General features: G+C 52.5%; 22 protein-coding genes. 10 read left to right on the plus strand and 12 right to left on the minus strand.

The window, feature by feature from the left end:
* Positions 1-53: 53 nt before the first annotated feature.
* The 3 genes from WH298_RS19920 to WH298_RS19930 all read right to left on the minus strand — a co-directional run bounded on the left by WH298_RS19920 (position 54) and on the right by WH298_RS19930 (position 5,160).
* Positions 54-1,991: a MacB family efflux pump subunit gene (locus WH298_RS19920; protein ID WP_007890142.1), complete on the minus strand. Its 1,938-nt coding sequence runs from the start codon at positions 1,989-1,991 to the stop codon at positions 54-56.
* Positions 1,988-3,163: an efflux RND transporter periplasmic adaptor subunit gene (locus WH298_RS19925; RefSeq protein WP_007890141.1), complete on the minus strand. Its 1,176-nt coding sequence runs from the start codon at positions 3,161-3,163 to the stop codon at positions 1,988-1,990. Before WH298_RS19925 ends, WH298_RS19920 begins: the two co-directional genes overlap by 4 nt.
* Before the next feature lie 290 nt (positions 3,164-3,453).
* Positions 3,454-5,160, minus strand: a complete 1,707-nt coding sequence (locus WH298_RS19930) for an ABC-F family ATP-binding cassette domain-containing protein (protein WP_180823761.1) — start codon at positions 5,158-5,160, stop codon at positions 3,454-3,456.
* Between the two features lie 448 nt (positions 5,161-5,608).
* Here WH298_RS19930 and WH298_RS19935 point away from each other — a divergent pair, with 448 nt between their 5' ends.
* From WH298_RS19935 to WH298_RS19945, 3 genes are all read left to right on the plus strand, one after another.
* Positions 5,609-6,367 carry a MurR/RpiR family transcriptional regulator gene (locus WH298_RS19935; RefSeq protein WP_180823762.1) on the plus strand — a complete coding sequence of 253 codons (759 nt, stop codon included), beginning with the start codon at positions 5,609-5,611 and terminating at the stop codon, positions 6,365-6,367.
* A gap of 116 nt (positions 6,368-6,483) precedes the next feature.
* The gene (locus tag WH298_RS19940) at positions 6,484-7,944 is read left to right on the plus strand and encodes a PTS transporter subunit EIIC (RefSeq protein WP_180823763.1); all 1,461 of its coding nucleotides are present in this window, start codon (positions 6,484-6,486) and stop codon (positions 7,942-7,944) included.
* A gap of 67 nt (positions 7,945-8,011) precedes the next feature.
* Complete coding sequence (locus tag WH298_RS19945) at positions 8,012-9,448, plus strand: 6-phospho-beta-glucosidase (RefSeq protein WP_180823764.1); 1,437 nt, start codon at positions 8,012-8,014, stop codon at positions 9,446-9,448.
* A 131-nt stretch (positions 9,449-9,579) separates the two neighbouring features.
* On the opposite strand, the gene WH298_RS19950 is transcribed toward WH298_RS19945, so the two are convergent.
* Positions 9,580-10,266 carry a RipA family octameric membrane protein gene (locus WH298_RS19950; RefSeq protein WP_180824280.1) on the minus strand — a complete coding sequence of 229 codons (687 nt, stop codon included), beginning with the start codon at positions 10,264-10,266 and terminating at the stop codon, positions 9,580-9,582.
* 178 nt (positions 10,267-10,444) lie between these two features.
* Here WH298_RS19950 and WH298_RS19955 point away from each other — a divergent pair, with 178 nt between their 5' ends.
* On the plus strand, positions 10,445-10,798 hold the full coding sequence (locus tag WH298_RS19955; protein WP_007890135.1) for a DUF1428 domain-containing protein: 354 nt from the start codon (positions 10,445-10,447) through the stop codon (positions 10,796-10,798).
* Between the two features lie 39 nt (positions 10,799-10,837).
* On the opposite strand, the gene WH298_RS19960 is transcribed toward WH298_RS19955, so the two are convergent.
* A complete protein-coding gene (locus WH298_RS19960; protein ID WP_180823765.1) occupies positions 10,838-11,227 on the minus strand; it encodes a VOC family protein in 390 nt (129 codons plus the stop codon).
* Between the two features lie 182 nt (positions 11,228-11,409).
* Between WH298_RS19960 and WH298_RS19965 the strand changes: the two genes are divergently transcribed.
* The gene (locus WH298_RS19965; RefSeq protein ID WP_180823766.1) at positions 11,410-12,273 is read left to right on the plus strand and encodes a substrate-binding domain-containing protein; all 864 of its coding nucleotides are present in this window, start codon (positions 11,410-11,412) and stop codon (positions 12,271-12,273) included.
* An 18-nt stretch (positions 12,274-12,291) separates the two neighbouring features.
* On the plus strand, positions 12,292-12,642 hold the full coding sequence (locus WH298_RS19970; RefSeq protein ID WP_180823767.1) for a DUF3147 family protein: 351 nt from the start codon (positions 12,292-12,294) through the stop codon (positions 12,640-12,642).
* Positions 12,643-12,685: 43 nt separating this feature from the next.
* Here WH298_RS19970 and WH298_RS19975 read toward each other — a convergent pair whose 3' ends face one another.
* The 3 genes from WH298_RS19975 to ycgZ all read right to left on the minus strand — a co-directional run bounded on the left by WH298_RS19975 (position 12,686) and on the right by ycgZ (position 14,171).
* The gene (locus WH298_RS19975) at positions 12,686-13,222 is read right to left on the minus strand and encodes a cysteine hydrolase family protein (protein ID WP_180823768.1); all 537 of its coding nucleotides are present in this window, start codon (positions 13,220-13,222) and stop codon (positions 12,686-12,688) included.
* Positions 13,223-13,510: 288 nt separating this feature from the next.
* Positions 13,511-13,801: a hypothetical protein gene (locus tag WH298_RS19980; RefSeq protein ID WP_180823769.1), complete on the minus strand. Its 291-nt coding sequence runs from the start codon at positions 13,799-13,801 to the stop codon at positions 13,511-13,513.
* 118 nt (positions 13,802-13,919) lie between these two features.
* Positions 13,920-14,171, minus strand: coding sequence for a regulatory protein YcgZ (ycgZ, locus tag WH298_RS19985; RefSeq protein ID WP_180823770.1), 252 nt, complete (start codon positions 14,169-14,171; stop codon positions 13,920-13,922).
* Between the two features lie 658 nt (positions 14,172-14,829).
* Between ycgZ and WH298_RS19990 the strand changes: the two genes are divergently transcribed.
* Positions 14,830-15,768, plus strand: a complete 939-nt coding sequence (locus WH298_RS19990) for an omptin family outer membrane protease (protein WP_180823771.1) — start codon at positions 14,830-14,832, stop codon at positions 15,766-15,768.
* A gap of 94 nt (positions 15,769-15,862) precedes the next feature.
* On the opposite strand, the gene WH298_RS19995 is transcribed toward WH298_RS19990, so the two are convergent.
* A complete protein-coding gene (locus WH298_RS19995) occupies positions 15,863-16,705 on the minus strand; it encodes an oxidoreductase (RefSeq protein ID WP_180823772.1) in 843 nt (280 codons plus the stop codon).
* A gap of 106 nt (positions 16,706-16,811) precedes the next feature.
* On the opposite strand from WH298_RS19995, the gene WH298_RS20000 reads away from it, so the two are divergent.
* Together WH298_RS20000 and WH298_RS20005 are read left to right on the plus strand one after the other, a co-directional pair.
* On the plus strand, positions 16,812-17,753 hold the full coding sequence (locus WH298_RS20000; RefSeq protein ID WP_180823773.1) for an AraC family transcriptional regulator: 942 nt from the start codon (positions 16,812-16,814) through the stop codon (positions 17,751-17,753).
* Positions 17,754-17,807: 54 nt separating this feature from the next.
* On the plus strand, positions 17,808-19,010 hold the full coding sequence (locus tag WH298_RS20005) for an FAD-dependent oxidoreductase (RefSeq protein WP_180823774.1): 1,203 nt from the start codon (positions 17,808-17,810) through the stop codon (positions 19,008-19,010).
* A 157-nt stretch (positions 19,011-19,167) separates the two neighbouring features.
* On the opposite strand, the gene yddG is transcribed toward WH298_RS20005, so the two are convergent.
* Positions 19,168-20,055 (minus strand): aromatic amino acid DMT transporter YddG, encoded by an 888-nt coding sequence (gene yddG, locus WH298_RS20010; RefSeq protein ID WP_180823775.1) that lies wholly within the window; start codon positions 20,053-20,055, stop codon positions 19,168-19,170.
* 117 nt (positions 20,056-20,172) lie between these two features.
* On the minus strand, positions 20,173-21,024 hold the full coding sequence (locus WH298_RS20015) for a Vmh family MBL fold metallo-hydrolase (RefSeq protein WP_180823776.1): 852 nt from the start codon (positions 21,022-21,024) through the stop codon (positions 20,173-20,175).
* Positions 21,025-21,146: 122 nt separating this feature from the next.
* Between WH298_RS20015 and WH298_RS20020 the strand changes: the two genes are divergently transcribed.
* Positions 21,147-22,025, plus strand: a complete 879-nt coding sequence (locus tag WH298_RS20020) for a LysR family transcriptional regulator (RefSeq protein WP_180823777.1) — start codon at positions 21,147-21,149, stop codon at positions 22,023-22,025.
* 120 nt (positions 22,026-22,145) lie between these two features.
* Here WH298_RS20020 and WH298_RS20025 read toward each other — a convergent pair whose 3' ends face one another.
* Positions 22,146-22,916, minus strand: a complete 771-nt coding sequence (locus WH298_RS20025) for an AraC family transcriptional regulator (RefSeq protein ID WP_180823778.1) — start codon at positions 22,914-22,916, stop codon at positions 22,146-22,148.
* Positions 22,917-23,006 lie beyond the last annotated feature (90 nt).

Here is a 23,006-nt window from a genome sequence, read left to right on the forward strand (position 1 = left end):
GAATGGCGACCCTACGAACTTGTAGGGTGCGCATTTATGCGCACCGTTCAAAATCACTCGCTCGCTAACGCCGCGACCGGATCCATCCGCGCGGCTTTGCGGGCGGGCAGATAGCCAAAAATCATGCCGATGATAGTGGAACAGGCAAACGCTGCACCCGCCGATTGCCACGAGAATATCGCGGTGATCATGCCACCTGCCAGCAAGCTGATGATAGGGCCAATCACCAACGCCAGCGCCACGCCGAGCGATCCGCCGACTAAACACACCAACACCGCTTCAATCATAAACTGCTGCATGATATCGCCGCGTCGCGCGCCCACCGCCATGCGCACGCCGATTTCATGGGTACGCTCCGTTACCGACACCAGCATAATATTCATTACGCCAATGCTGCCGATCATCAACGCAATCGAGGCCACCAGCAGAATTAACAAGGTGAGCGTTGCCGCCGCATCCTCGATGGCCTTGCGATATTTGTCGCGGTTGAACATCAGGAAATCTTTGGTGCCGTGACGTGCCGTCAGCAGTTGCGTCAGCGATTCGACAGCCGGGCCGCTCACCACATCCTCTTTTAACTTAATGCTGATGCTGGTGAGCGCGGTTTGTCCGCTGATGCGATACATCACGGTGCTCCATGGCAGCCATACGCTAAGGCGATTAGGCGACATGCCATCATTATTATCCGCCACGCCAATCACGCGTACCGGCACCGACCCCAGCACGATCATCTTGCCAACCGGACTTTCAGCCTGTTCGCCAAACAGCTTATTGCGCGTGTTGGTATCAATGATGATCTCCTGGCGCGCATGCCGTTCGTCGCTGAAGTTGCTGCCTTCCAGCAGCTTAATGCCCTGAATCTGGAAGTAGTCTTTGCCGACGCCGTACACCGAGGTTTTCGACGAGTTGGAGAGATAGCGAATCGGCTGACTGGCGATCATCTCCGGGCTAACCGCGGCGACAAACTGCTGACGCGCGATCACTTCCGCATCCGCCATCACCAGCGTTAGCACCGGATGCGCCTCATCCTCAACGAAATCACCGCCGGCATACACCGACACCACGTTGGTACCGAGCCCGGAAATGCTCTCGAGGGTTTTTTGCCGCGCGCCCTGGCCGAGCGCCACCACCGTCACCACCGCCGCAATGCCAAAAATAATGCCGGTCATGGTTAATGCGGTACGCAGCCGATGGGCGTTCATGGCATTCAGCGCCATGCGCAACGATTCGCGTAAGCGGTCAATCAATCCGCGCAGTTTGCTGTGACTTTTGCGGGCAGCAGGGACGTAACGCGCGCGCGCGGCATCCTGTTTGCGGCCGCTATCGGCAAAAATCTCGCCATCCTGAATCTCGATAATACGATCGGCGTGCTGCGCCACTTTCATGTCGTGCGTCACGATGATCACCGTATGACCTTCGCGATTGAGATCGTGCAGGATGCGCAGCACTTCCTCGCCAGAGTGTGAATCCAGCGCGCCGGTGGGTTCATCGGCGAGGATAATTTCGGCACCGTTAATCAGCGCACGCGCAATACTCACGCGCTGCTGCTGGCCGCCGGAGAGTTCGCCCGGCTTGTGGTGTTCGCGGCCCTGTAAGCCTAAACGTGCCAGCAGATCTGCCGCACGCTGCTGGCGCGCCTTGCCCTGAAGATTGGCGTAGATAGCCGGGATTTCAACATTACTCAACGCGCTGAGGTCCGGCATTAAGTGATAGCGCTGAAAGATAAAGCCAATATGCTCACGACGCACTTTCGCCAGCGCATCCGGCGACAAGCTGGCGGTATTCTGCCCGCCGATCAAATAGTCGCCGCTGTCCGGCGCATCCAGGCAGCCGAGGATATTCAGCAGCGTGGATTTTCCCGAACCGGACGGGCCGATGATCGCCACGAGCTCACCGCTGGCGATGCTCAGGTTGATGTCTTTCAGCACATGCAGGGATTGCGAACCGTTAACATAGCTGCGCTGGATGTTTTTCAGTTCGATAATATTCACATTAGCACCTTGTCAGCGCCTGCAGTCTGGGTGGCAAGGATCACTTTTTCCCCGGCTTTTAAGCCGCTCAACACCTGAATATCCACGCTGTCGGAAATGCCGGTGGTGATGGTGCGTTTCACCGGTTTGTTATCCTGGTCCGGGATTTCGACGTAGGTTTTGCCATCGGCATCTCTCTTCGTCGCCTGCACCGGCACCAACAAGGTGTTTTTCGCTGCATCACGCAGCAGGTTGACCTGCGCGGTCATGGAGATGCGCAGCGCATTGTCCGGGTTGGGCACATCAAGCAGGGCGTTGTAATAGACTGCGGCGTTGGTGCTGCTGCTCGGCGTGCTTTCGCTATTGCCCATCAGCGCATCATCTTTCATCACCGATTCGGGAGCCAGTTCGAGACTGCGCAGCGTGGCGTTATAGCGTTTGTCCGGATTCGAGAAGGTGGTGAACCACGCCTTTTGTCCGGGCTGCACATTATTGATATCCGCCTCGGAGATTTGCACTTTGATGGTCATGGTGCCCAGCTGCGCCAGTTTGGCGATTGTTGGCGCGGTTTGTACCGCATTCACCGTCTGACCTTGCTTGGTGACAATAGCGACCACGGTGCCATCCATCGGCGCCATGATGCGCGTATAGCCGAGATCGAGCTGCTTCTTATCAACCTCAATTTGTGCCTGAATCACGCGCGCTTTCTGTGCCGTCAGCTCCGCCTGCGCAATGCTCCAGGCTTCCGCCGCTTGATCAAAATCCTGGCGAGATACCGCGTTGGTTTTAATCATCTGTTGCAGACGTTTGAATTGTGCGTCCTGCCGTAACAGCGTGGCTTCTCGCGTCGCTAAATCAGCTTGCGCCACGCTAAGTGCCGCCTGCGCATTGCGCAAATCGCTGCGCTGCGGCTGATCGTCTATCTCGGCGATCAGCTGGCCTTTAGTAACGTTATCGCCCGTCTTGATATAGAGCTTTTTTACCTGACCAGAAACCTGCGCGCCGACATTGACGCGCTCAACCGCGTCCATTTTGCCGGTTGCAGCAATGACGTTTTCGATATCGCCCTGGCGCACCACGGCGGTGACGACGGTATTCGGTTTATTGCGCGACCCAGAGAAATGCCAGATCAGTAGCAGGAGAATGACAGCAGCGAGTGCGGCTAAAAGCCACTTTTTAGAAATAGTCAGCATAAGCGTCCCTTTTATGAAGTGAGAATCATAATCACTTACGGCAATAATCAGGAGTAAATTTTCCGTTATTTTTCTGCGCCAGTCGGCAGTGAAGAAAAAAAGATCGTCGTTACCGAACAGAAACCACCGCTGAGTTGTTTACAGCTTATCTGAGCCACTTTTCACTCAGTACAACTCGGTGTTACATGCCATGCCGTGAGGAAAAATGATGAAGGCGATAATGAAGTTGCTCGACGCTTAACTGACGATCATTACGCCATCCATGGCGACCTGATTTATCGGTACATAACTTATAGGCCGAGCTGGGCTTTAAGCATCGCTATCTCCTCACGCCACTGCGCCTGTAACGCTGGCTTTTGATGCTTCGGTTTGCGCGTCAGATCCTCCTCCAGCTTGCTTTCGACCTCCAGCAGCGCCAGCAGCAGGGCATCCTCATCCGCTGCCTGTGATATTTCCCGTAAGTCAGCCTGAGAAGGCGCAAAGGTGATTTCCGCTTGCTCAGCCCGCAGGCGCGCGGTGACCGCCTCAAAATCATGCCACTCGCTGAGTTGCCGATCTTCAATCAACCAAAAGCGATTACAGCTGTTAGCGATTAACTGGCGATCGTGTGATACCAGCAAAACTGCGCCGTCGAACTGAGTTAGCGCTTCCGCCAGCTCCTCCTTGCCCACCATATCCAAATGGTTGGTGGGTTCATCCAGCAACAGTAACGAATAACGCGCAAGGGTTAATCCAACAAACAACAGGCGCGAACGCTCCCCGCCGCTCAGTGAACCAATTAGCTGTTGATGGCGTAGATAGGGGAATCCAGCCGCGATCAGCGCCATTTTGCGCTGTTCGTCGCTGAGCGGCGCGAAATGAGCCAGCGCGTCACTCAACGTATCCGCATCGCGCAGCTGATGTAGACCTTGGTCGTAGTAGCCAAGACGCGCACGCGGATGAAACAGCGCGCTGTCGGTTTGTTGATATTCCCGCCATAAGTGCCGCAGCAACGATGATTTGCCCGAACCGTTGCGTCCGACAATCGCCACGCGATCGCCACTTTTCACCTGCAGCAGCGGTAACGAAAACAGCGCAGGCGCACCTGCGGCAGGCCGGATCGTCATCTCAGGCAGCGCCAGCACACGATCGGCCTCCAGCGCTTCACCATGCAGCTGCAGCTGCCACAACGATCCTTCACTCAGCGTGGTTTGCGCCTCTTTCAACCAACTGGCGCGCTTCTCCATTTGCTGGGCTTTGCGTGACAAACCTTCGTTATCGTAAGTGCGTCCCCAAATCGCCAGACGTTTGGCGCTTTTCTCGACGCGATCGATCTCCTTCTGCTCAGCCTGAAAGCGTTGCGCGTCGGCTGCATCTTGTTCAAGTAACGCCTGACGTGCGGCCGTGCAGGGCAGACGGAAGTGTTGCAGTCCCTTATCACGCAGAATCCAGCTGCAGTTAGTAACGCGATCCAGCAAGGTGCTGTCATGCGAAACCAGCACAAAACTGCCGCTCCAACGGGTAAGAAAGTTTTCCAGCCATAGCAGTGTTGGCAGGTCAAGGTGGTTGCTGGGTTCATCCAGTAGCAGCAGATCCGGCTGGAGGACCAGCGCTCGCGCCAGCAGCAAACGCATATGCTGGCCGCCGCTCAGCGTGGCGACGGTTTGTAACTGTTGCTGCTCGCTAAAACCGAGGCTGCCGAGCAGCGCTTCGGCGCGCCAGCCATCGCTCTGTTCTGGCAAACGCGCCATTACGGCATCGAGCAGTGAAGCAGTATGCAGTTCAGCAGGCAGATGCTGCTCAATACGCGCCAGCAAACAGTGATGGGACTGGGTAATGCTGCCGTGGCTGGCTGCCAGTTCGCCGCTGAGGATTTTTAGCAAGGTGCTTTTGCCGGTGCCGTTATCACCCAGCAAACCGATGCGGTCGCCTTTTTTCAGGCTGAAATGGATATCGTGAAACAGGGCACCGAAGGCGTTATCGAAGCCGACAGCGTGGGCGGAAAGTAGAGTGCTCATGTGCTTACTCATAAGTTGCAGGCGCAAAAAAGCCTGACGTCATAGAAAAGCTGACGACAACCCAGAGAGTAAAGATATTCAGAAAACTTCGCTCAGGGCGGATTATCGCAGCACGAGTGCGGCAATGCCTGAGCGCGGCCAATTACTATAGAAGTGTGAGTAAATAAACAATTCACACGGCAGCATAGTAATCCTCCTTAGTTATCAGTAAGTGAAAAGATGGGCCGATGATAACGGGGCTGTAACCTGTTTTCCAGTGCCATAATTTCTTTGTGAGTCATTAAGCATGAGGGTTCTCGCGCCGTCCTTGCGCCAAAATGTGCTAACTATCACATTTAATGAAATTTCTTTTTGCTGAGCATGACGCTTTCAGCGTTAAAGGCGGTAGATATGTCACGCTTTGTGACATGATAGGCAACATAATTGTCGCATCAGGATATTTAAATAAATGTTCGACGCCAGAAAACTCTCTCAGCTAAACGCGCTTGAAAGTAGCGTGCACAACTATATTATCAAGAACATTAACGCGGTTATTTATATGACGATACGGGAGTTGGCAGATAATTCTGGTGTCTCTACCGCGACGGTTCTGCGATTCTGTAAAAAAATGGATTTCAAAGGTTACTCGGAACTTAAAGCGAGTATGGAGTTGCAGTTGCGCAAAAACAGCACCTTACTTATTCCTCATGGTGCTGAAGAAATAATGACGTTCTTTAAAAGCATTAGAAACGATGAGTTTGAAGAGCTGATTACCCATGCGGCAGGACACATTCGTGATGCCGAGCGGGTGTTCTTTGCCGGCGCAGGCAGCTCCGGGACGCTTGGCAGGTATGGTGCGCGTTTTTTCTCAAATATTGGCAAGTTCAGTAATCACATTGATGATCCCTATTATCCGGTGAGTACCGACATGGTACAGAGTTCAGTAGCCATCGTGCTCTCCGTTTCCGGAGAAACCCCTGAAATTTTGAAGCTTGCCCGACAGTTTGTTATTCATAATTGCAAAGTTATTGCTATTACCTGTAAGGCTGATTCAACCCTGGCGAAGCTGTCAGACTTTATTATTCCCTATCACGTGTCGCGCATTTTGGTTGACAATGAATACGATATTACGACGCAGGTTCCGGTTATTTTTATTCTTGAATCCATTGGTCGAAAATTAGTGGTAAATAATGTCAGTGAGCTGTCACGTGGTGTGACATTTTTGTAATTAAAGACCCGCAACAACATATTGTGACCAGGTGACATTGCCGAAGCGTTTTTCTAACATTGCCGGATTAGTTCGCTCCTGATGGGCAAATTTCCCTCTGGCAATGGAAAAATAACATGGCAATAAATTATGCAGATTCTGCGAAAGAGATCGTAAGACTGATTGGTGGCGATAATAATGTGATAAGTATCACGCACTGTGCCACGCGTCTGAGATTTGTGCTTAAAGATTATTCTCAGGTTGAAGTCGAATCACTGAAGCGGGTAAAAGGGGTGATTACCGCCATGCAGGCTAGCGGCCAGATGCAGGTGGTGATAGGTAATCACGTCGGTGATGCTTACCGCGAGGTTCAGAATTTACTCACCATTGATGAAAATGCTGCGATAGAGCCTCCCAACGTGGGCATTGTCAGCCGCATCATGGATATTATCTCCAGCATATTCGCGCCTTTTCTTTATCCGCTGGCCGCCTGTGGCGTGTTGCAGGGCATTATTTCACTTCTTACCGCCATTGACGTAATGGATCCAGCGGGTGGCACCTATCGCATCCTTAATTATGTTTCCTGGACCGGCTTTACCTTCCTTCCGGTAATGGTTGCTTTTACGGCGGCAAAAAAATTCAATGTAAATCCGTTCACGGCAGTGATTTCCGCCTGTGCGCTGGTGTCGCCGGATTACCTGAATATGTTGACGGCCAACAAAATCCTGACAGCTAACTCGGCCGATCCCACAGTGCAGGCGTTAATGAAGAGCGCGGTGGAAAATCCCGCCATCTCCAGGGTGCTGGTTGAGATTGCCGGCATTCCACTTGATGCCGCACCGCTGACCTTTATGGGGTTGCCGGTGCAGTATCTGAGTTATACCTCGTCCGTTATCCCGATCATTTTGATGGTCTGGGGCATGTCTTATGTTCAGCGTTTCTTTGAGCGCGTCCTTCCCCTGGTGATCAGAAACCTGTTCACGCCAATGTTCTGCATCGCCATCATGGTGCCGCTGACGCTGCTGGCATTTGGTCCCATCGGCAACATGATTGGTGGCGCTATCGGCGGGGTCTATAACACCCTTTATCACCTGAGCCCCGCTATTGCTGGATTTGTTGTGGGTGCCCTGTGGATGCCTTTGGTGACCTTAGGCGTGCACTGGGGGATCACGCCCGTTACCGTCGGGAACTACGCAACCTTGGGCTACGACACCTTTACTGGACTGCAAGCTTCCGCGGTATTTGGCATGGCGGGCGCGGTGCTGGGTGTCTACCTGAAGGCGAAGGATGCTGAGCTTAAGCGTATGGCGTTATCGGCGGGCGTGACCGCACTGTTCGGCATAACCGAACCCGCCATCTATGGTGTTGCACTGCGCCTTAAGCGGCCGATGATTTGTGGCTGCCTGGCCGGTGCTGCTGGCGGCGTCATTGCCGGAGCCTTCAACGCGGTGTCCTGGAGCTACTGTATTCCTGGCATTGCCGTTCTACCGGTGTTCTTCAAAGAAGGGCATATGACGCAGTTTCTCGGATTCCTGATATCGATAGTCGTGGCATTCATGCTGGGCATTCTGTTCACTTGGGTAGCAGGATTCAAATAACAAAGCGAAACAGACGTTCGCGCCATGCCTCAGCCAGGCACCATCTGAATTAATTGAGAGAGTGAATATGAATAACGCATTTCCGAACAATTTCATGTGGGGCGGCGCGGTTGCGGCTCATCAGGTTGAGGGCGCCTGGAATCAGGGGGGGAAAGGCCCGAGCATCGTCGATGTTCTAACCAGCGGGGCGCACGGCGTTGAGCGCATCATCACTGACGGTGTGCAGGAAGGCTACCGGTATGCGAATCACGAGGCAGTAGACTTTTACCATCACTATCGTGAAGACATCGCGTTGCTGGCCGAAATGGGCTTCCGCTGCTTTCGTACATCGATTGCCTGGTCGCGTATTTTCCCCCGCGGCGATGAATCAGAGCCGAACGAAGAGGGGCTGCGTTTTTACGACGCATTATTTGATGAACTATTGAAATATGGGATAGAGCCGGTCATTACGCTGTCCCATTTTGAAATGCCCAATTTGCTGGTAACCGAATATGGCGGCTGGAAAAATCGAAAGGTAGTAGACTTTTTTGTGCACTTCAGTGAGGTAGTGATTAAGCGCTTCCAGCACAAAGTAAAATACTGGATGACCTTCAACGAAATTAATAATCAGCGCAACTGGAAAACCCCGCTTTTCGGCTACTGCTGCTCTGGGGTTATTTTTACCCAGGAGCCAAATCCCGAAGAGTGCATGTATCAGGTTCTGCACCATCAATTTGTCGCCAGTGCGCAGGTGGTGAAGCTGGGTCACGACATGAATCCTGAACTGCAAATTGGCTGCATGATCGCGATGGTGCCGCTGTATCCATTCTCCTGTCATCCGGATGACGTCATGTATGCGCAGGAAGCCATGCGGGAACGCTTCCTGTTCAGTGATGTTCATATGCGCGGTCATTACCCGGCTTATATTCTTAACGAGTGGCAGCGTAAGGGATACCACATTGTCATGGAGCCCGGTGATGCGCAAATCCTGCGTGAGGGATGTGCCGATTATATCGGGCTGAGTTATTACATGAGTAATGCCGTTAGCAAAGAAAATGCCGGCAGCGGTACGGCACTGTCTGGATTTGAGGGCAGCGTGCCGAACCCGTATGTCAAAGCCTCGGACTGGGGTTGGCAGATCGATCCAGTCGGGCTGCGTTATGTTCTAAATATTCTCTACGAACGTTACGAAAAACCGCTGTTTATTGTGGAAAACGGATTTGGTGCAGTCGATCAGATAAATGAAAAGGGCGAGGTCAATGACGACTATCGCATTGACTATTTGCGTGCTCACATCGAGCAGATGAAGCGAGCCGTGACGGAAGACGGCGTTGATGTGATGGGATATACGCCCTGGGGATGTATTGACTGTGTCTCTTTCACTACCGGGCAATACAGCAAGCGCTATGGCTTCATTTACGTCAATAAAAATGATGATGGCAGCGGTGATTTTTCGCGTTTGAAAAAGAAAAGCTTTGACTGGTATCGTCGTGTCATTGCCAGCAATGGCAGTGAGCTCAGTTAAGGTATGACTACTGATATGACGTGATGCACGCATCGTAGCGGCGCTGTTTATTACGCGATAAAAAGCGCCGCTATAAACGTTGTTAACCGGTCTGCATTCGGCCTGTTATGCCTCGATTAGAAGCAGACGATTTAAGGCTTTTCTTTCTCATCTTCTGCCGGAATCAGCGGCTCATCAATCGCGATGGATGAATTCGATTTCAGCAGCTGAATATCCAGAATCACGTAAGTCATGGTGGTGATAAACAGTGAAATCACACTGCCAATCACGCCGCTGGTGGTAAAGGTGAAATAGTTGTACATCACCACCCAGGTCACGCAAATAAACAGTGCCAGCGCCACGTTAATCGCCGAGTGCGAATAGTTGGTGGTACGCGCACCCATCTCATTAATCTGCCGGCTGAGATTCACGCCGCTGTATTTCTCCAGCGTAAAAATACCTTGCTCCCAATTACGCAGCCGACGTGCACCGCTGCGGGTGAGAAATAGATAGAGCAACGATATAAACAAGCCGGAGAACGCGATCAGCACCGGCACCGCTTCCAGCGCGTAGGCAAGGCTTTTATGGCTGGAAACCTGCGGGGTAAGGTCCAGCGTTAATGAGGCGCCTAGTGCGGCATACAAAAAAACGAACAACAGCAGAAACAGCGCGTTGCGCTTCCAATCGAGGTCGGCTTCATGATTCTTTTGCTGACGTGCACTGTTGAGCGCCTGGTGTAACTGCGTTGCATGGGGTGATGCGGTGTCAATATTGTCAATCTCTTCACCCAGTAAGCGGTGAATAAACGGCTGATCGGCCGGTTCAAGGGTAATGCGCATAAATTTCTCGCTGACGTAACGATCAAAGGCGTCAGTGTAACGTAATTCGTCAGGCGCGCGCAGAATCTGCGAGTAAGTGCGCAATTTTGCATCTCAACATCGGCTGTTGTTGCACATCATTTATACAATTACTGTGCGGTTATTACTGACCGCGTAAATGACGACGGAGTAACAAGCTATGTCGTACGTTGATGGTTTTGTCGTAGCGGTGCCGGAAGCGAATAAGGAGGATTATCGCGCCATGGCGGCCAAAGCCGCGCCGCTGTTTAAGGAGTTCGGCGCCACACGTATCGTCGAGTGCTGGGCGGATGATGTGCCTGAAGGTACGCAGACCGATTTCTACCGTGCGGTGAAAGCTGAGGCGGGCGAAACGGTGGTGTTTAGCTGGATTGAGTATGCGTCGAAAGAGGTGCGCGACGCCGCCAACGCCAAAATGATGTCCGATCCGCGCATGAAAGCGCTGGGTGAAAATATGCCTTTCGATGGCAAACGCATGATTTATGGTGGTTTTGCGATATTGCTGGAGGAGTAGCTGTCAGGTGCGCATTGTTGCGCACCTGAATGTTACCGATCACGGCCATTGCTGACACTGGATCACCGTGCGATAGCCATCGTGATCCTGGAAAGTTTGGCCTTGCTGTTCCCAATAGGGATTAAAGGATGTAACGCGCGTAAAGCCGGCGGCGATCATGCTCTGGCAAATACGCTGCCATTCACTTTTTTCCGGCAGATAAAACACCAATAAATCCTCTTCTGAGGGGCGCGGCTCCACGGGATGTGCACTGCAGAGGGTAAATTCCAGATGCCACGGCACGCCCGGTTTTCCCAGCATTACGCCGCTAAACCCGGCGTGGTCTTCAAACGATCCTATCTCGGTCAAATCTAATCCGCGACAGTACATCTCCCGGCTTCGCGCCAGTTCGGTAACGGGTCTGGCAACGCGCATTATGGGTGCATTCATGTTTATCTCTCCATTTAACTGGGCGGTTCCTCTTTTTACTGTAGCGGCTGAACACGGGCGATGGCGCAATGCGTGCTCATCGCAGCGGTGATTGGCGATAGCAGATTATTCGGGTAACGTGGAATGCTTATCTACCTACCTACAAATAATCACCGCACGCAAAGTTGCAGGAGAGTCAGTCCATGTCCGTTAATTCCGATATCGTCGGCATTGTCAGCGATGAATTCATCAATCCAAATAGTGTAAAGCTGCTGAATGAGGTGACGCGTCAGCTTAATGAGCGTGGTTTTATCACTGTGCTACTGAATGTGACTTCACGCGAAAGCTATCAACAAACTTTGCGCAATCTGGCACCGCTTAACATTGGCGGGTTGGTATTTCTGACGTCACTGTTTGCCGATGAGCTCAGCGTAGCAGCGGATATTCTGCCGCAGGTGGCGACGGTGCACCTGTGCCACAGCGCCAGTAGCGATGCCAACGTGGTGATTGCCGATGGTTATGGTGCGGGCGCAGAGATGGGATTATTGCTGTTATCGCAAGGACATCAACGCTTTGGTTTTATGCATAGCCAGCAATATGCGACGCCAGCGCGCCAGATGCTGGGCTTTGCCGCCAGCCTGCAAGCCGAACAGAAGGCGTTGCAGGTTCAGCTCAGCGCCGGAAATAACGATCGCGAAATGGCCTATCAGGCGATGATGGCGTATTTGAAAAAAACGCGTGCTGCCGAGCGCATTAATGCGCTGTTCTGTGAAAGTGACGTGCTGGCGTTTGGCGCGTTACAAGCGGTGCGCGATTTCGCGCAGGGTGCACATGTCGCGGTGGTGGGGTTTGATGATGTCGATGAAGCGCGCGCCTCGACCTGGCATCTGACCAGCTGGGCGCAGCGCCGTGATCTGCTGGTGGCCGAAGCGCTCAATCGTCTGCTGGATAACCGAAGCGATGACAGCAATGCGTGGCAGCAAGGTGAATTGCAGGTGCGTCATTCGCATCATGGTAAACATGTGCCGGGAGAAATGTCGCAGTGCGGCTGCGCGATTCGTCATTAATGCAGCAAGGATAACGGGATGTTATGGCTTCTCGCCAAATACGCCATCACGGCGGGCATGGTGGTATTGATTTCTGAAGTGGCAAAACGTAGCGATCGGCTCGGCGGACTGATTGCCGCTCTGCCATTAGTCACGGTTCTGGTGCTGATATGGATGAAGCTGGAAGGGCAGAGTCAGGCCAAAATCGCCAGCCATGCGTGGTACACCTTCTGGTATGTGGTGCCGACATTGCCGATGTTTATCGCCTTCCCATTTCTGTATCAGCGCTGGGGATTTTGGCCCACGCTGGTGGCGAGTTGTCTGCTGACCATCCTGTTATTTGTTCTCTGGGCGACACTACTTAAACGCTTTGGCATTGAGCTCATGTAGTTATGGAACAAAAAAAGAGGGTGTTAGCCCTCTTTGTTAGCACTCAGAAAATATACTCTGCACTCTTAGCCAGCTTTACAAATGGCCCAGCCAGGGTTTGATTATGGTGCGCAACAATTTGCTCTGCACTCAGCAGGCCGCTATCGACAGAAGTATGCCCATCCTCAATCAGCACTACGCGAAACCCTAAATCTGATGCAGCGCGACAGGTGGTATCCACACAATATTCACTCTTCATCCCAACGATGGCCACTTCTTCAACGCCGGCGTATTTCATCGCTGTCAGCAGTTCAGTATCACGAAAACAGTTAGGGTATTTTTTCACAAATACCCGGTGGCGATCCGCCTTGTAGTGCAACTCAGGAATCAGCTGGGTTAACGGACTGCTCTCGGCGAAGGGCGAGCCTTCTGGGCCGGTGTGGCGAGCGAGAAAAATCGGCGCATCGGCGGTGTCGGCACGATCGATAAGTTGATTGATGTTGGCTAACACCGATGCTGCAGCAAACGGCGCTTGCGGGCCATGAAATAACCCTTGCTGCATATCAATAATCAACAGTGCTTTGGAATGGGGTTGCTGCATGATGCGTCTCCTTTCTGCATGCTATGAACGGAGACTATTCCCCGTTCTTCAACTGACGGGGCTGGGGAATCTGAAAGCTTATGTCTTCGCCACAGAAACACGCACGCCGCCGCCATAAGCGGTGGTGGTGGTGCTTGTTGTTGTTAATGCATTGAAATAAGACATAAAAGCTCACAAGAGAGAGTGCGAACTCTGAATCTAACAGAGTTAGGTGAGAAAACAAGACGGATTTTGACTGCGTATTGTAAGGACAGGATGACATTAGCAGGCCGTCATCCCGCCGATAAATTAATGCTTAGTGCCGTTACCCGAGCCATCGCGGTTGCGGAAAATGTGGGTGACGTTATCGGTATCTTTAAGCGCCACACCGCTCGCCTGTGGCACGTCGATATGGTGCATCACTTCCGTCATCGCGCGGCTGAGCGCGGCCTGGCGCGGCGGATCGCGTTCGAGTGACGCCATAATCCGCAGTTTATCAAGCAGGGCGCGGGTAGAAACTGGCCCGGATTTTTTCAGCAGCTGTAAAATTGCATCGCCCATGATGATGTCGGTGAGTCGTTCTTCATCACTTCTGTACATAGATACTCTCTGGTTATCGCGGCTGGCCTTTGGCAGATAACAAAGTGGATTCAGTCTAACGCGACAAGTCTAATGAGGCGGAAACCACTTGGTTAATTTCAGGTTGGCAGCGCCTGTTTTACGATTCACGTTCTACGGAAAACATCAGCCCAATTAATTGCTGATAGTGAATTTCTGCTTCCGTACCTCGCGCCTGCTCCATGCGGCAAAGCAATTTAGTACAGAGCGTTTTGCGGCTTAGCGTCCGTCCAGAACGCAGGATTTCAACCACAATCTGTCCTAAGATTTCCTGTTGCGAAGGCAATGAAGCTTCTTTGAAGTAGCGTGCAATAGCCTGTGACGCCGAAGAAGAGTTACGATCCTGACGCATGGTTCCATCCTTCAAGGTTAACGTGTGACCTTTGTGCCCAGTAAAGTTATACAAAATAAATTAATCTGTACAGGAATATGGAGAATCATTTTGGCGTGAATTTGGCCAAAAGTGCTAACTTATTGTTAACAATAGCTTATCCATTACTGGCTCCAAAGGCGCAAAGGCTCGCCAACGATGTGAAGGAATCCAGCTTTTAATGAGAGTATCGAGCAGATAAAATTGCACTTAAGGATCAGGTTGAAAATATTTCACGATGGTGGATTGAACTTATTTTTTTTGCGTGAAAATTATGCAATCTAAAATTAACTCAAATTTATGCGAGCAATAAGTCAATGTGGCATCCGGATTAAATTGAGTTAAGTTAATTAATTCGCTGTAAGAATAAATGAGCGTTGCTACTGATACGGCGGTGCGAGTTTATTTTCTCCGAAAGTTTGTGGAATCGGCCAATCTTGATCGCCTGACAGCCTGTTTAACGCCATGGCTGAAAGCGCAACCAGCCATTATCGACCGCCTTGCCAGATTCATTAATTAATTTTCGTAAACTCTTAGCGCTATTATTTTAGCGATAAATTTACACTTGCCTGACAATTTCCTGCGCTTTAGTCTGTGCCCGCAGTTTAGGGATTAATTTAATTTCAGCACGGGATAAATAATGAAAAAGAGTACTGTTGCGGTATTGATGATGGCCGCACTTTCAGGAACGGCATCTGCCGCTTCTGCAGATTTCGCACCAAACTTCTCCTCTGACAGCGTAAGTGTGGCAACATCAGTCGGGATGTTGGGTGGCAAATCGAAAGAGCTGGTTTATGACGCCAGTAACGGGCGTAAAATTAGCCAGCTTGACTGGAAAATTAAAAACGTCGCCATTCTTAAAGGCGATTTTTCATGGGATGCGTTCTCTTTCCTGACCCTGAACGCGCGTGGCTGGACGTCGCTGGCATCAGGTTCTGGCCACATGGATGATTACGATTGGCAGAACAGCAACCAGTCTAGCTGGACCGATCACTCTTCGCATCCAAACACCGATTTGAACCATGCCAACGAATATGATCTGAATGTTAAGGGTTGGTTCCTTCAGGATGATGCTTATAAAATTGGTGCGGTAGCCGGTTATCAAGAAACTCGCTTTAGCTGGACGGCGTATGGCGGTTCTTATGATTACGATAACGGCAATTTCGTGGGTAATTTCCCGAACGGCTCGCGCGGTATTGGTTATAGCCAGCGCTTCTCCATGCCTTATGTTGGTCTGGTTGGTCGCTACCGTATTAATGATTTCGAATTTAATGCGCTGTTTAAATTCAGTAATTGGGTACGCGCGCATGATAATGACGAACACTATATGCGTGATTTGACTTTCCGTGAGAAGACTTCGAATTCGCGTTATTACGGTGCCACGGTCGATGCGGGTTATTATGTGACCACTAATGCGAAAGTATTTGCCGAATTTAGCTACAGCAAATATGAAGAAGGCAAAGGCGGCACTCAGGTTATTGATACCACCAGCGGTCAATCAGCGTCATTTGGCGGCGATGCAGCCGGTATTTCTAACAAAAACTATACTGTGACGGTGGGTTTGCAATATCGCTTCTAATAATGAAGCCGTAAAGTCTAACTTGCTTAAATAGCGTCAGGCATAGCGAAGGATCATCCAGCATGGATAATCCACGCTATGCCTTATTTTTTAATTAGCCGTTATGACCATCGGTCGAGCGCGTTAGCGCTTCCCAGCGGTCAATCTCTTCGCTATACGCCTGCAGTTTCTGTCGTACCAAGCCCAATGCATCGCTGCCCAGCAACAGATGCGCAGGCGGATGATTGCTTTCGATCAGTTGCAGCAGGGCATTTGCCGCTTTAAGCGGATCGCCCAGTTGTTTACCGTTTTTTTCCTCGCGCGCCTGACGAATAGGATCAAACAGCGCATCATAGTCAGCGATGCTGCGCGCGCTGCGAACCATCGAACGCCCGGCCCAGTCGGTCCGAAACGATCCGGGTGCGACAGCGGTCACATGGATGTTAAAGGGCGCCAGCTCTTTGCTCAGGGTTTCCGAGATGCCTTCCAGCGCAAATTTGCTGCCGCAGTAGTAGCTAATGCCAAGCATGGTAATAAAACCGCCCATCGATGTGATGTTGATGATATGTCCCCGACGTCGCTCACGCATGAATGGCAACACCGCTTTGGTCATCGCCACCGCGCCAAACACGTTAACGTCAAACTGGCGACGCATCTCATCCAGTGAGGACTCTTCCATTACGCCTTCATGCCCATAACCGGCATTGTTTACCAGCACATCAATTGGGCCGAGATTGGCCTCAATATCGTTGATCACATTCGCAATCGCTGCGAAATGGGTGACGTCTAGTTGATAAGCGTAAGCATTTTTCGCATGCAGAGCAGTAAACTCCGCTTTGGCAGCCGCATTTCGCACCGTGCCAACCACCTGATAGCCACGGCTTAGCGCGACCTCGGCCAACGCGCGGCCAAATCCGCTGCTCACGCCGGTAATCAATAACGTTTTTAATCTAGACATTTGCCGAACTCCCCGAATAAGTGGAAGATGCATAATATTCTCGGGATGTTAGGTCGGTAAGGCCTTATCTGCTTTAATTGTTGCCTAATCTTATGAGTGAGCGGTTATGACGTTGAAGGCGAGTTTTCAGCAGCAGACGGTCGATCTGCTCAAAAGGTTAGCGCCGCATGAGGGATACAACCTCACCGCATTGCCCGATGTGCGCCTGCTGCGTTCCGACCGTCCGCTGGCGCGCACGCCGGTGCTGTACGATCCCGGCATCGTGATTGTCTGTCAGGGCACCAAGCGCGGTTTCTTTGGCGATCAGGTTTATCTGTATGATGAGCAACATTATCTGGCGGTTTCCGTGCCGGTGCCCTTTACCATGGAAACCGCCGCATCCGCAGAGCATCCGTTGCTGGCGCTCTACATGCATCTGGACTTCAACGTCGCGACTGAATTAATGCTGCAGCTGGAACAGCAGGATGTGGCGTTTGCGGCGCAAGCGGCGCAGAGCATGATGTCGAGTCCGATGGATGAGACGTTACGCGCCACCGTGCTGCGATTTCTCACCGCGTTAAACCATCCGTTAGATGCACACATGCTCGGTCCCTCGCTGGTACGTGAACTCTATTATCGCGTGTTAACCGGTCCTCAGGGCAGCGCGCTGCGATCGGCTCTGACGTTACAAGGGCAGTTTGGCAAAGTGGGCAGAGCGCTCAGCCATATTCATGCGCACTATGCTCAGCCATTGACGCTAGGCCAGCTCGCGGCAGTGGCCAGCATGAGCGTGCCAACCTTTCACACCCATTTCAAAAACATCACCCATCAACCGCCAATGCAGTATGTGAAATCGGTGCGTTTACATCAGGCGAGAATGTTGATGGTACGTCAGGAGATGACAGCCGCTGCGGCCTGCCACGCCGTAGGCTATGAGAGCGCTTCGCAATTTAATCGCGAATTCAAGCGGCTGTTTGGTTTGCCGCCAGCGGAAGAGATCAGACGTATGCAGCGTAATTTTGCCGTGCCACCCGCACATCAGGCTTCACCGTTTGTTTCATCACATTAAAATCAGCGTATGCTATAAATGATAACCATTATCATTTTTAAACTGAGGTAGACGATGCAGGCAGTACAAGGAGAGGAGTTGCAGGCGGATTGTTGTATCGTCGGCGGCGGTCCAGCCGGTTTAATGCTGGGCTATCTACTGGCGCGCGCTGGACTACGCGCGGTGGTCATTGAAAAGCATCCTGATTTTCTGCGCGATTTTCGCGGTGACACCATTCATCCCTCAACGCTGGAAATTATGCGACAGCTCGGCCTGCTGGATGCGTTGCTGGCGTTGCCGCATCAACGGGCGGAGAAGCTACAGGCAGAAGTCGCCGGTGAGGAGATCACCATGGCTGATTTTTCACGTTTACCGGTACAGTGCCGCTTTATCGCTTTTATGCCGCAGTGGGATTTCCTCAACTTCCTTGCCGCAAAGGCGGCACAGTTTCCGGGCTTTACGCTGCTGCAATCCACCGAATTTGACGACTTACTGTATGAAAATGGGGTGGTCTGCGGCGTGAAAACGTTACAGGGTAACGAAACAACGATCATCCGCACCGCGTTGGTGGTTGGTGCCGACGGACGTAATTCTCAGGTTAAAACCAAAGCCGGATTGACCGGTAAAAGCTTTGGATCGCCGCGTGATGTGCTGTGGTTTCGGCTGGAGAAACAGCCGGACGATCCGCAGTTGGGCATGGGCCATAAAGGGCCGAAGCAAAACTTCATCGTCATCGATCGCGGTGATTACTGGCAGTGCGGTTACACCATTCAGAAAAACCAATTCGATGAGCTTAAGCTGGCGGGCTTGGCTGCGTTGAAAAGCAGCATTGCGGAAGTTGCACCCTTTAGCGCAGAACGCATGGCGGAAGTGGATGCGTGGGAGAAGCTCAAGTTGTTGTCGATACGTATCGACCGCCTTGACCACTGGATGAAGCCTGGGGTGCTTTGCATCGGCGATGCGGCACACGCGATGTCACCGATTGGTGGCGTTGGCGTCAATCTGGCGATTCAGGATGCGGTCGCCGCTGCGAACATGCTGACGAGGCCGCTTCAGCAGGGCAAGGTCACACTGCGCGATCTGCAAAAAGTGCAGCAGCGCCGCCAGTTCCCGACGGTTGCCACGCAATTTCTGCAGATCAAGATGAGCAGCAACAAACGTAAGCGCAGTACGCCGAGTAAAGTTCCGCAGATTATCGGGCGCTTTCCGTTTTTGCGTCATCTGTTTGGCCGCTTAATTGGTCTGGGATTCCGTACTGAGAGACCCAAATATTTATAACGCGCAAAAAAAAGCCCGCAGAGCGGGCCAGGTAAACGTTACCAATCTGAACATTCTCGTAGCAACGCATTGCTGTGTGTTGCGTCGCTATAATAGCAACGGTAAGCAAGTTGTGCAGGAAATGATCAATGAGTTAATTTTGTTCTGTGGATAAGCATTATGCTTGCTGGCCACGCGTTGACCACCAGCAGATCAGCGATCCAAGGCTGACCATCGCGGTGCCTTGCCAGAAAGGGAGAGTCAGATGCGAGCGCAGGATAAAGGCCGCCAGCAGCGACGAGATTATCGGGATGAAGTAAGACGCCGCGGCTAAAATTGTCACGTTGCCATGCAGAATGCCAACATTCCACGCGGCGTAACCAAAGCCCATCGCCATGGCAGCCAGCGCTAAACTGATCCAAACCTCCGCGGACAAGATAAACGGCGGCTGTGGTGAAAGCAGGAATTTCACCCATAGCGTCAATGCGGTGAGAATAAAGAACAGAGTTATGCCATTACTGCCGTTAGCAATTTTCTTCGTTACCACGCAATACACCGCCCAGATGATTGCGCCGCTCAACGCCAGGCCGTAACTCAGCGGATTTTCCCGCACGTTGTTCGCTATCTCGCTCAATGAAAAAAACTGATCGCCGCCCAGCACCCGGCAAATCCCTGCTACGGCAAGTAATACGCCGGGAATAATGAGTGGGCTGGTTTTTTGTCGATTAACGATCACCGCCAACACGATGGTGATACTCGGCCACAGATAATTGACCATGCCAACTTCAATCGCCTGGCGGCCGCTATGGGTAAAGCCCAATGACAGCGACAAACACAGTTCGTAACAGACAAACAGCACGCTGCCGATGATCAGGTAGCTGCGCGGAAAAGTGCGCAGTTTAGGAAAGCCGACGCACAACAGCAGCAGAAATGCGCTGGCACTGTAGATAAGCGCAGCACCGCCAACCGGACCGAAGCCTTCGCTGACGTTTTTTATCAGTCCTACAATCGTGCTCCACAGCAGAATGGCCATCAAGCCAATCATTGTCGCTCTCTTTGGGGGCATGGCCCGTAACCTTAGTTTGTCAATTCGGGCCAAAATCCTATCAAATCAACGCTTCTTTGTATTGTTCTTGCAGCACCGGTATTTCCGCTGCGCAAGCTCAGGTGCCGGGAACAGTTACTACCACTTCATTTCGCCGGTGTTTACTTTGGCGCTCAAATCCAGCGAACTCTCCTCGGGCAGATTGGGGTAAGCGGCTTTCATAGTCTCAATTACGGCGGCAGAACTCTTGTGCGACTGCAGCGCTTTTTCAAAGTTTTGCAGGTAGTTAAGCGTAAAGCTAATCGCTGCATCGCCCGCTGGGCGCGTACCCAGATAATGACCCGGAATCACCACTTTTGGCTGCAGCTGCTGCATTTCTGTCAGTACGTTGCGCCATTGCTGACGAATGGCGGGCGTTTGCGTATCGGCGGTCCACACATGAATGCCGGAAGCCACGCCGGTGCCACCTACAATGGCTTTGTTGGCAGGAATCCATATGTAGGCGGCGTAATCATTGGCGTGACGCAGCTCCAGCGTTTCGCCGTCCAGCGTAAAGCGGGTCGCCTGCGTGACCTGCGGTACATACAGCTGCTGCGGCGCGCCATCCTTCATTTGCGGGCCCCAATAGGCCAGTTTTGCCGCTTTGGTGGCTGCGATATGCTTAACCACTTCTGGCGTTGCCACGATTTTCACGTCAGGGAAGGCCTTAACAATCGGCTCCAGCCCAAAGTAGAAATCAGGATCGCCAGAAGTGATGACGATTTGCGTCAACTTTTTGCCGCTCGCCTTGATCATCTGCACCAGCTTTTCGCCATCTTTAGTACTGAATTGTGCATCGATCAGCATAGCTTCATGCGGGCCGGAAACCAGCGTCGAGGAGACTGGGAAAATGCCGTTCTCCTGCGGGTTATAGACCTCCAACTGCAGTGGCGCAGCGAATGCTGGCAGGGCGGCGACGGCCAGTGCCAGCGACAGAATTTTTACTTTCATCGAATGTTCCTTTCTCCGGCGGTGCGCCGTGCTTGAGCGCTCTATTGTAGGGAAATTCGCGACTGGTAGAATTCCCGAAACTGGATATGATCAGTTTCGTAAAACGATCAGATGGAGTGGCGATGGACAGAGTAACGGCAGCAGCGGTATTTAACCGCATCTGTGAATTGGGCAGCTTAAGCGCCGCCGCGCGTGCGCTAGATATCTCCCGGCCGATGGTGAGTCGTTATCTGGATGAGATGGAAAAATGGGCCGGGGCACGCTTGCTGCACCGCTCATCGCGCAAATTGACCATCACGCCTGCCGGAGAAAAGATCCTCGCTAAATCGCGGGCGCTGACCAGATTGGCTGAAGAGATCGCCGATCAAGGTGCTGATGGCGAACCGCATGGCACGCTGCGCATCGCCTGTGCGCACTCGACCGCGACGCATATTCTGGGGCCGATGATTCCAGCATTCCTGGCGCGTTATCCCGCCGTGCGCATTGAGCTGGAAATCAATAACCAGCCGGTAAGTCTGATAGGCGAGCGCATTGATGTGGCTGTACGTATTACAGACGATCCTGAACCAGGGGCGATAGCGCGGCGTTTAGGCGAGTGTGTTTCTGTGGTGTGCGCGTCACCGGATTATCTGCAGACACACGGCACGCCGCAGACGCCGCAGGATTTGGCGCAGCATAACTGCCTGCACTACAGCCGCTTCGCCGGGCAGAGCTGGCAGTTTTACGATGCGCAGGGCGAGTTAGTTTCGGCGGCGGTGAGCGGCAATTTCAGCGCCGGCATTTCGTCAGTGCTGTGTGACGCGGCCATCGCCGGATGCGGTGTGGCGATGGTGCCGGAAATGGAAGCGCGTAACGCCATCGCCAGCGGACAGCTGCAAACCGTGCTACCTGACTATCAGGCCAAAACGCTGGCGATTTATGGCCTCTATATGTCGCGCGAACGGCAACCCGCTGCGCTGCGCGCCTTTTTAGCTGCGGTGCAGCAGCAGTTAATGACCTAAAACGTCGACAAGCTTGCAATAAACGTGGAAAGCGATGATTAACAGCAGGTTAGGGTGATTATTCCGGCTCGAAACTCGGGGTTTTCAGCCTGAAATCGCCAGAGAGTGGCGAAATTTCACTCAGCGGTTGTCAATGTAAAAGGACGGCACCTGCCCGGTAACCCGGCGGAACATGATGGAGAATGACGAACTGCTATCGTAACCCAGCGACAGCGCCACTTCGTTCACCGATTTCCCGGCGACCAGCATCGCTAACGCGGTCACAACGCAGGCGCGCTGCCGCCAGGCGGAGAAAGACAAGCCGGTTTGCTGCAGGAAATGGCGGCGGAAGGTGCTGGAACTCATATACAGCGCGCTTGCCCAGCGTTCGGCGGCATCATGAATGCTCGGAGCCTGAAGAAAAGCCTGACACTGCGCCAGCAGCGCGGGCTGTTGCGGCAGCGGAATATCGAACTCACGTGTCGGCATCGCGGCCAGCTCTAGCAGCAGTAATTTTATTAGCGATCGATCGCGATCGGATGCATATAACGGCGGTAAATCAACGGCTTCAATCAGCAGCTGGCGCAGTAGCGGTGAAACGCTAAGCACGCTGCAGCGATCGTTGGCGCGTAACGTTGCCGCGCACTGCGGTTCGATGTACAAACTGCGCGTCGAGACGCCAACGAACTTTACGCTGTGCGCGGTGTTCGGCGGGATCCACACTGCATGCTGCGGCGGAACTACCCATTCTCCCGCCTGAGTGGCAACGTGCATCAGCCCGGTTGCGCCATACAGTAATTGTGCACGGCGGTGGTGATGTTCTGGCAGCACAAAGCCCTGCGCATAGTCATTGCCAAGCGCCACCACATCACGCTCCAGTTGATCGAATGCATCTATGTGACCATTCCGCATGTTAGCTATCTGTCTCAGATTGACCGGTTTGCAAGGTTAATTGAGCGCTGCACAAATGGGAAGCGGGCAGGTGGCTGCGTAAGCTGCGTA

Origin of the sequence: Pantoea nemavictus, from assembly GCF_037479095.1 — a bacterium.
Classification (GTDB): Bacteria; Pseudomonadota; Gammaproteobacteria; order Enterobacterales; family Enterobacteriaceae; genus Pantoea; species Pantoea nemavictus.

What these genes read in the sequence shown, in the direction of transcription:
- WH298_RS19925 (WP_007890141.1), bottom strand. Translation starts at nt 3,163, where the DNA reads ATGCTGACTATTTCTAAAAAGTGGCTTTTAGCCGCACTCGCTGCTGTC.
- WH298_RS19930 (WP_180823761.1), bottom strand. Translation starts at nt 5,160, where the DNA reads ATGAGCACTCTACTTTCCGCCCACGCTGTCGGCTTCGATAACGCCTTC.
- WH298_RS19935 (WP_180823762.1), top strand. Translation starts at nt 5,609, where the DNA reads ATGTTCGACGCCAGAAAACTCTCTCAGCTAAACGCGCTTGAAAGTAGC.
- WH298_RS19940 (WP_180823763.1), top strand. Translation starts at nt 6,484, where the DNA reads ATGGCAATAAATTATGCAGATTCTGCGAAAGAGATCGTAAGACTGATT.
- WH298_RS19945 (WP_180823764.1), top strand. Translation starts at nt 8,012, where the DNA reads ATGAATAACGCATTTCCGAACAATTTCATGTGGGGCGGCGCGGTTGCG.
- WH298_RS19950 (WP_180824280.1), bottom strand. Translation starts at nt 10,266, where the DNA reads ATGCGCATTACCCTTGAACCGGCCGATCAGCCGTTTATTCACCGCTTA.
- WH298_RS19955 (WP_007890135.1), top strand. Translation starts at nt 10,445, where the DNA reads ATGTCGTACGTTGATGGTTTTGTCGTAGCGGTGCCGGAAGCGAATAAG.
- WH298_RS19960 (WP_180823765.1), bottom strand. Translation starts at nt 11,227, where the DNA reads ATGAATGCACCCATAATGCGCGTTGCCAGACCCGTTACCGAACTGGCG.
- WH298_RS19965 (WP_180823766.1), top strand. Translation starts at nt 11,410, where the DNA reads ATGTCCGTTAATTCCGATATCGTCGGCATTGTCAGCGATGAATTCATC.
- WH298_RS19970 (WP_180823767.1), top strand. Translation starts at nt 12,292, where the DNA reads ATGTTATGGCTTCTCGCCAAATACGCCATCACGGCGGGCATGGTGGTA.
- WH298_RS19975 (WP_180823768.1), bottom strand. Translation starts at nt 13,222, where the DNA reads ATGCAGCAACCCCATTCCAAAGCACTGTTGATTATTGATATGCAGCAA.
- WH298_RS19980 (WP_180823769.1), bottom strand. Translation starts at nt 13,801, where the DNA reads ATGTACAGAAGTGATGAAGAACGACTCACCGACATCATCATGGGCGAT.
- ycgZ (WP_180823770.1), bottom strand. Translation starts at nt 14,171, where the DNA reads ATGCGTCAGGATCGTAACTCTTCTTCGGCGTCACAGGCTATTGCACGC.
- WH298_RS19990 (WP_180823771.1), top strand. Translation starts at nt 14,830, where the DNA reads ATGAAAAAGAGTACTGTTGCGGTATTGATGATGGCCGCACTTTCAGGA.
- WH298_RS19995 (WP_180823772.1), bottom strand. Translation starts at nt 16,705, where the DNA reads ATGTCTAGATTAAAAACGTTATTGATTACCGGCGTGAGCAGCGGATTT.
- WH298_RS20000 (WP_180823773.1), top strand. Translation starts at nt 16,812, where the DNA reads ATGACGTTGAAGGCGAGTTTTCAGCAGCAGACGGTCGATCTGCTCAAA.
- WH298_RS20005 (WP_180823774.1), top strand. Translation starts at nt 17,808, where the DNA reads ATGCAGGCAGTACAAGGAGAGGAGTTGCAGGCGGATTGTTGTATCGTC.
- yddG (WP_180823775.1), bottom strand. Translation starts at nt 20,055, where the DNA reads ATGCCCCCAAAGAGAGCGACAATGATTGGCTTGATGGCCATTCTGCTG.
- WH298_RS20015 (WP_180823776.1), bottom strand. Translation starts at nt 21,024, where the DNA reads ATGAAAGTAAAAATTCTGTCGCTGGCACTGGCCGTCGCCGCCCTGCCA.
- WH298_RS20020 (WP_180823777.1), top strand. Translation starts at nt 21,147, where the DNA reads ATGGACAGAGTAACGGCAGCAGCGGTATTTAACCGCATCTGTGAATTG.
- WH298_RS20025 (WP_180823778.1), bottom strand. Translation starts at nt 22,916, where the DNA reads ATGCGGAATGGTCACATAGATGCATTCGATCAACTGGAGCGTGATGTG.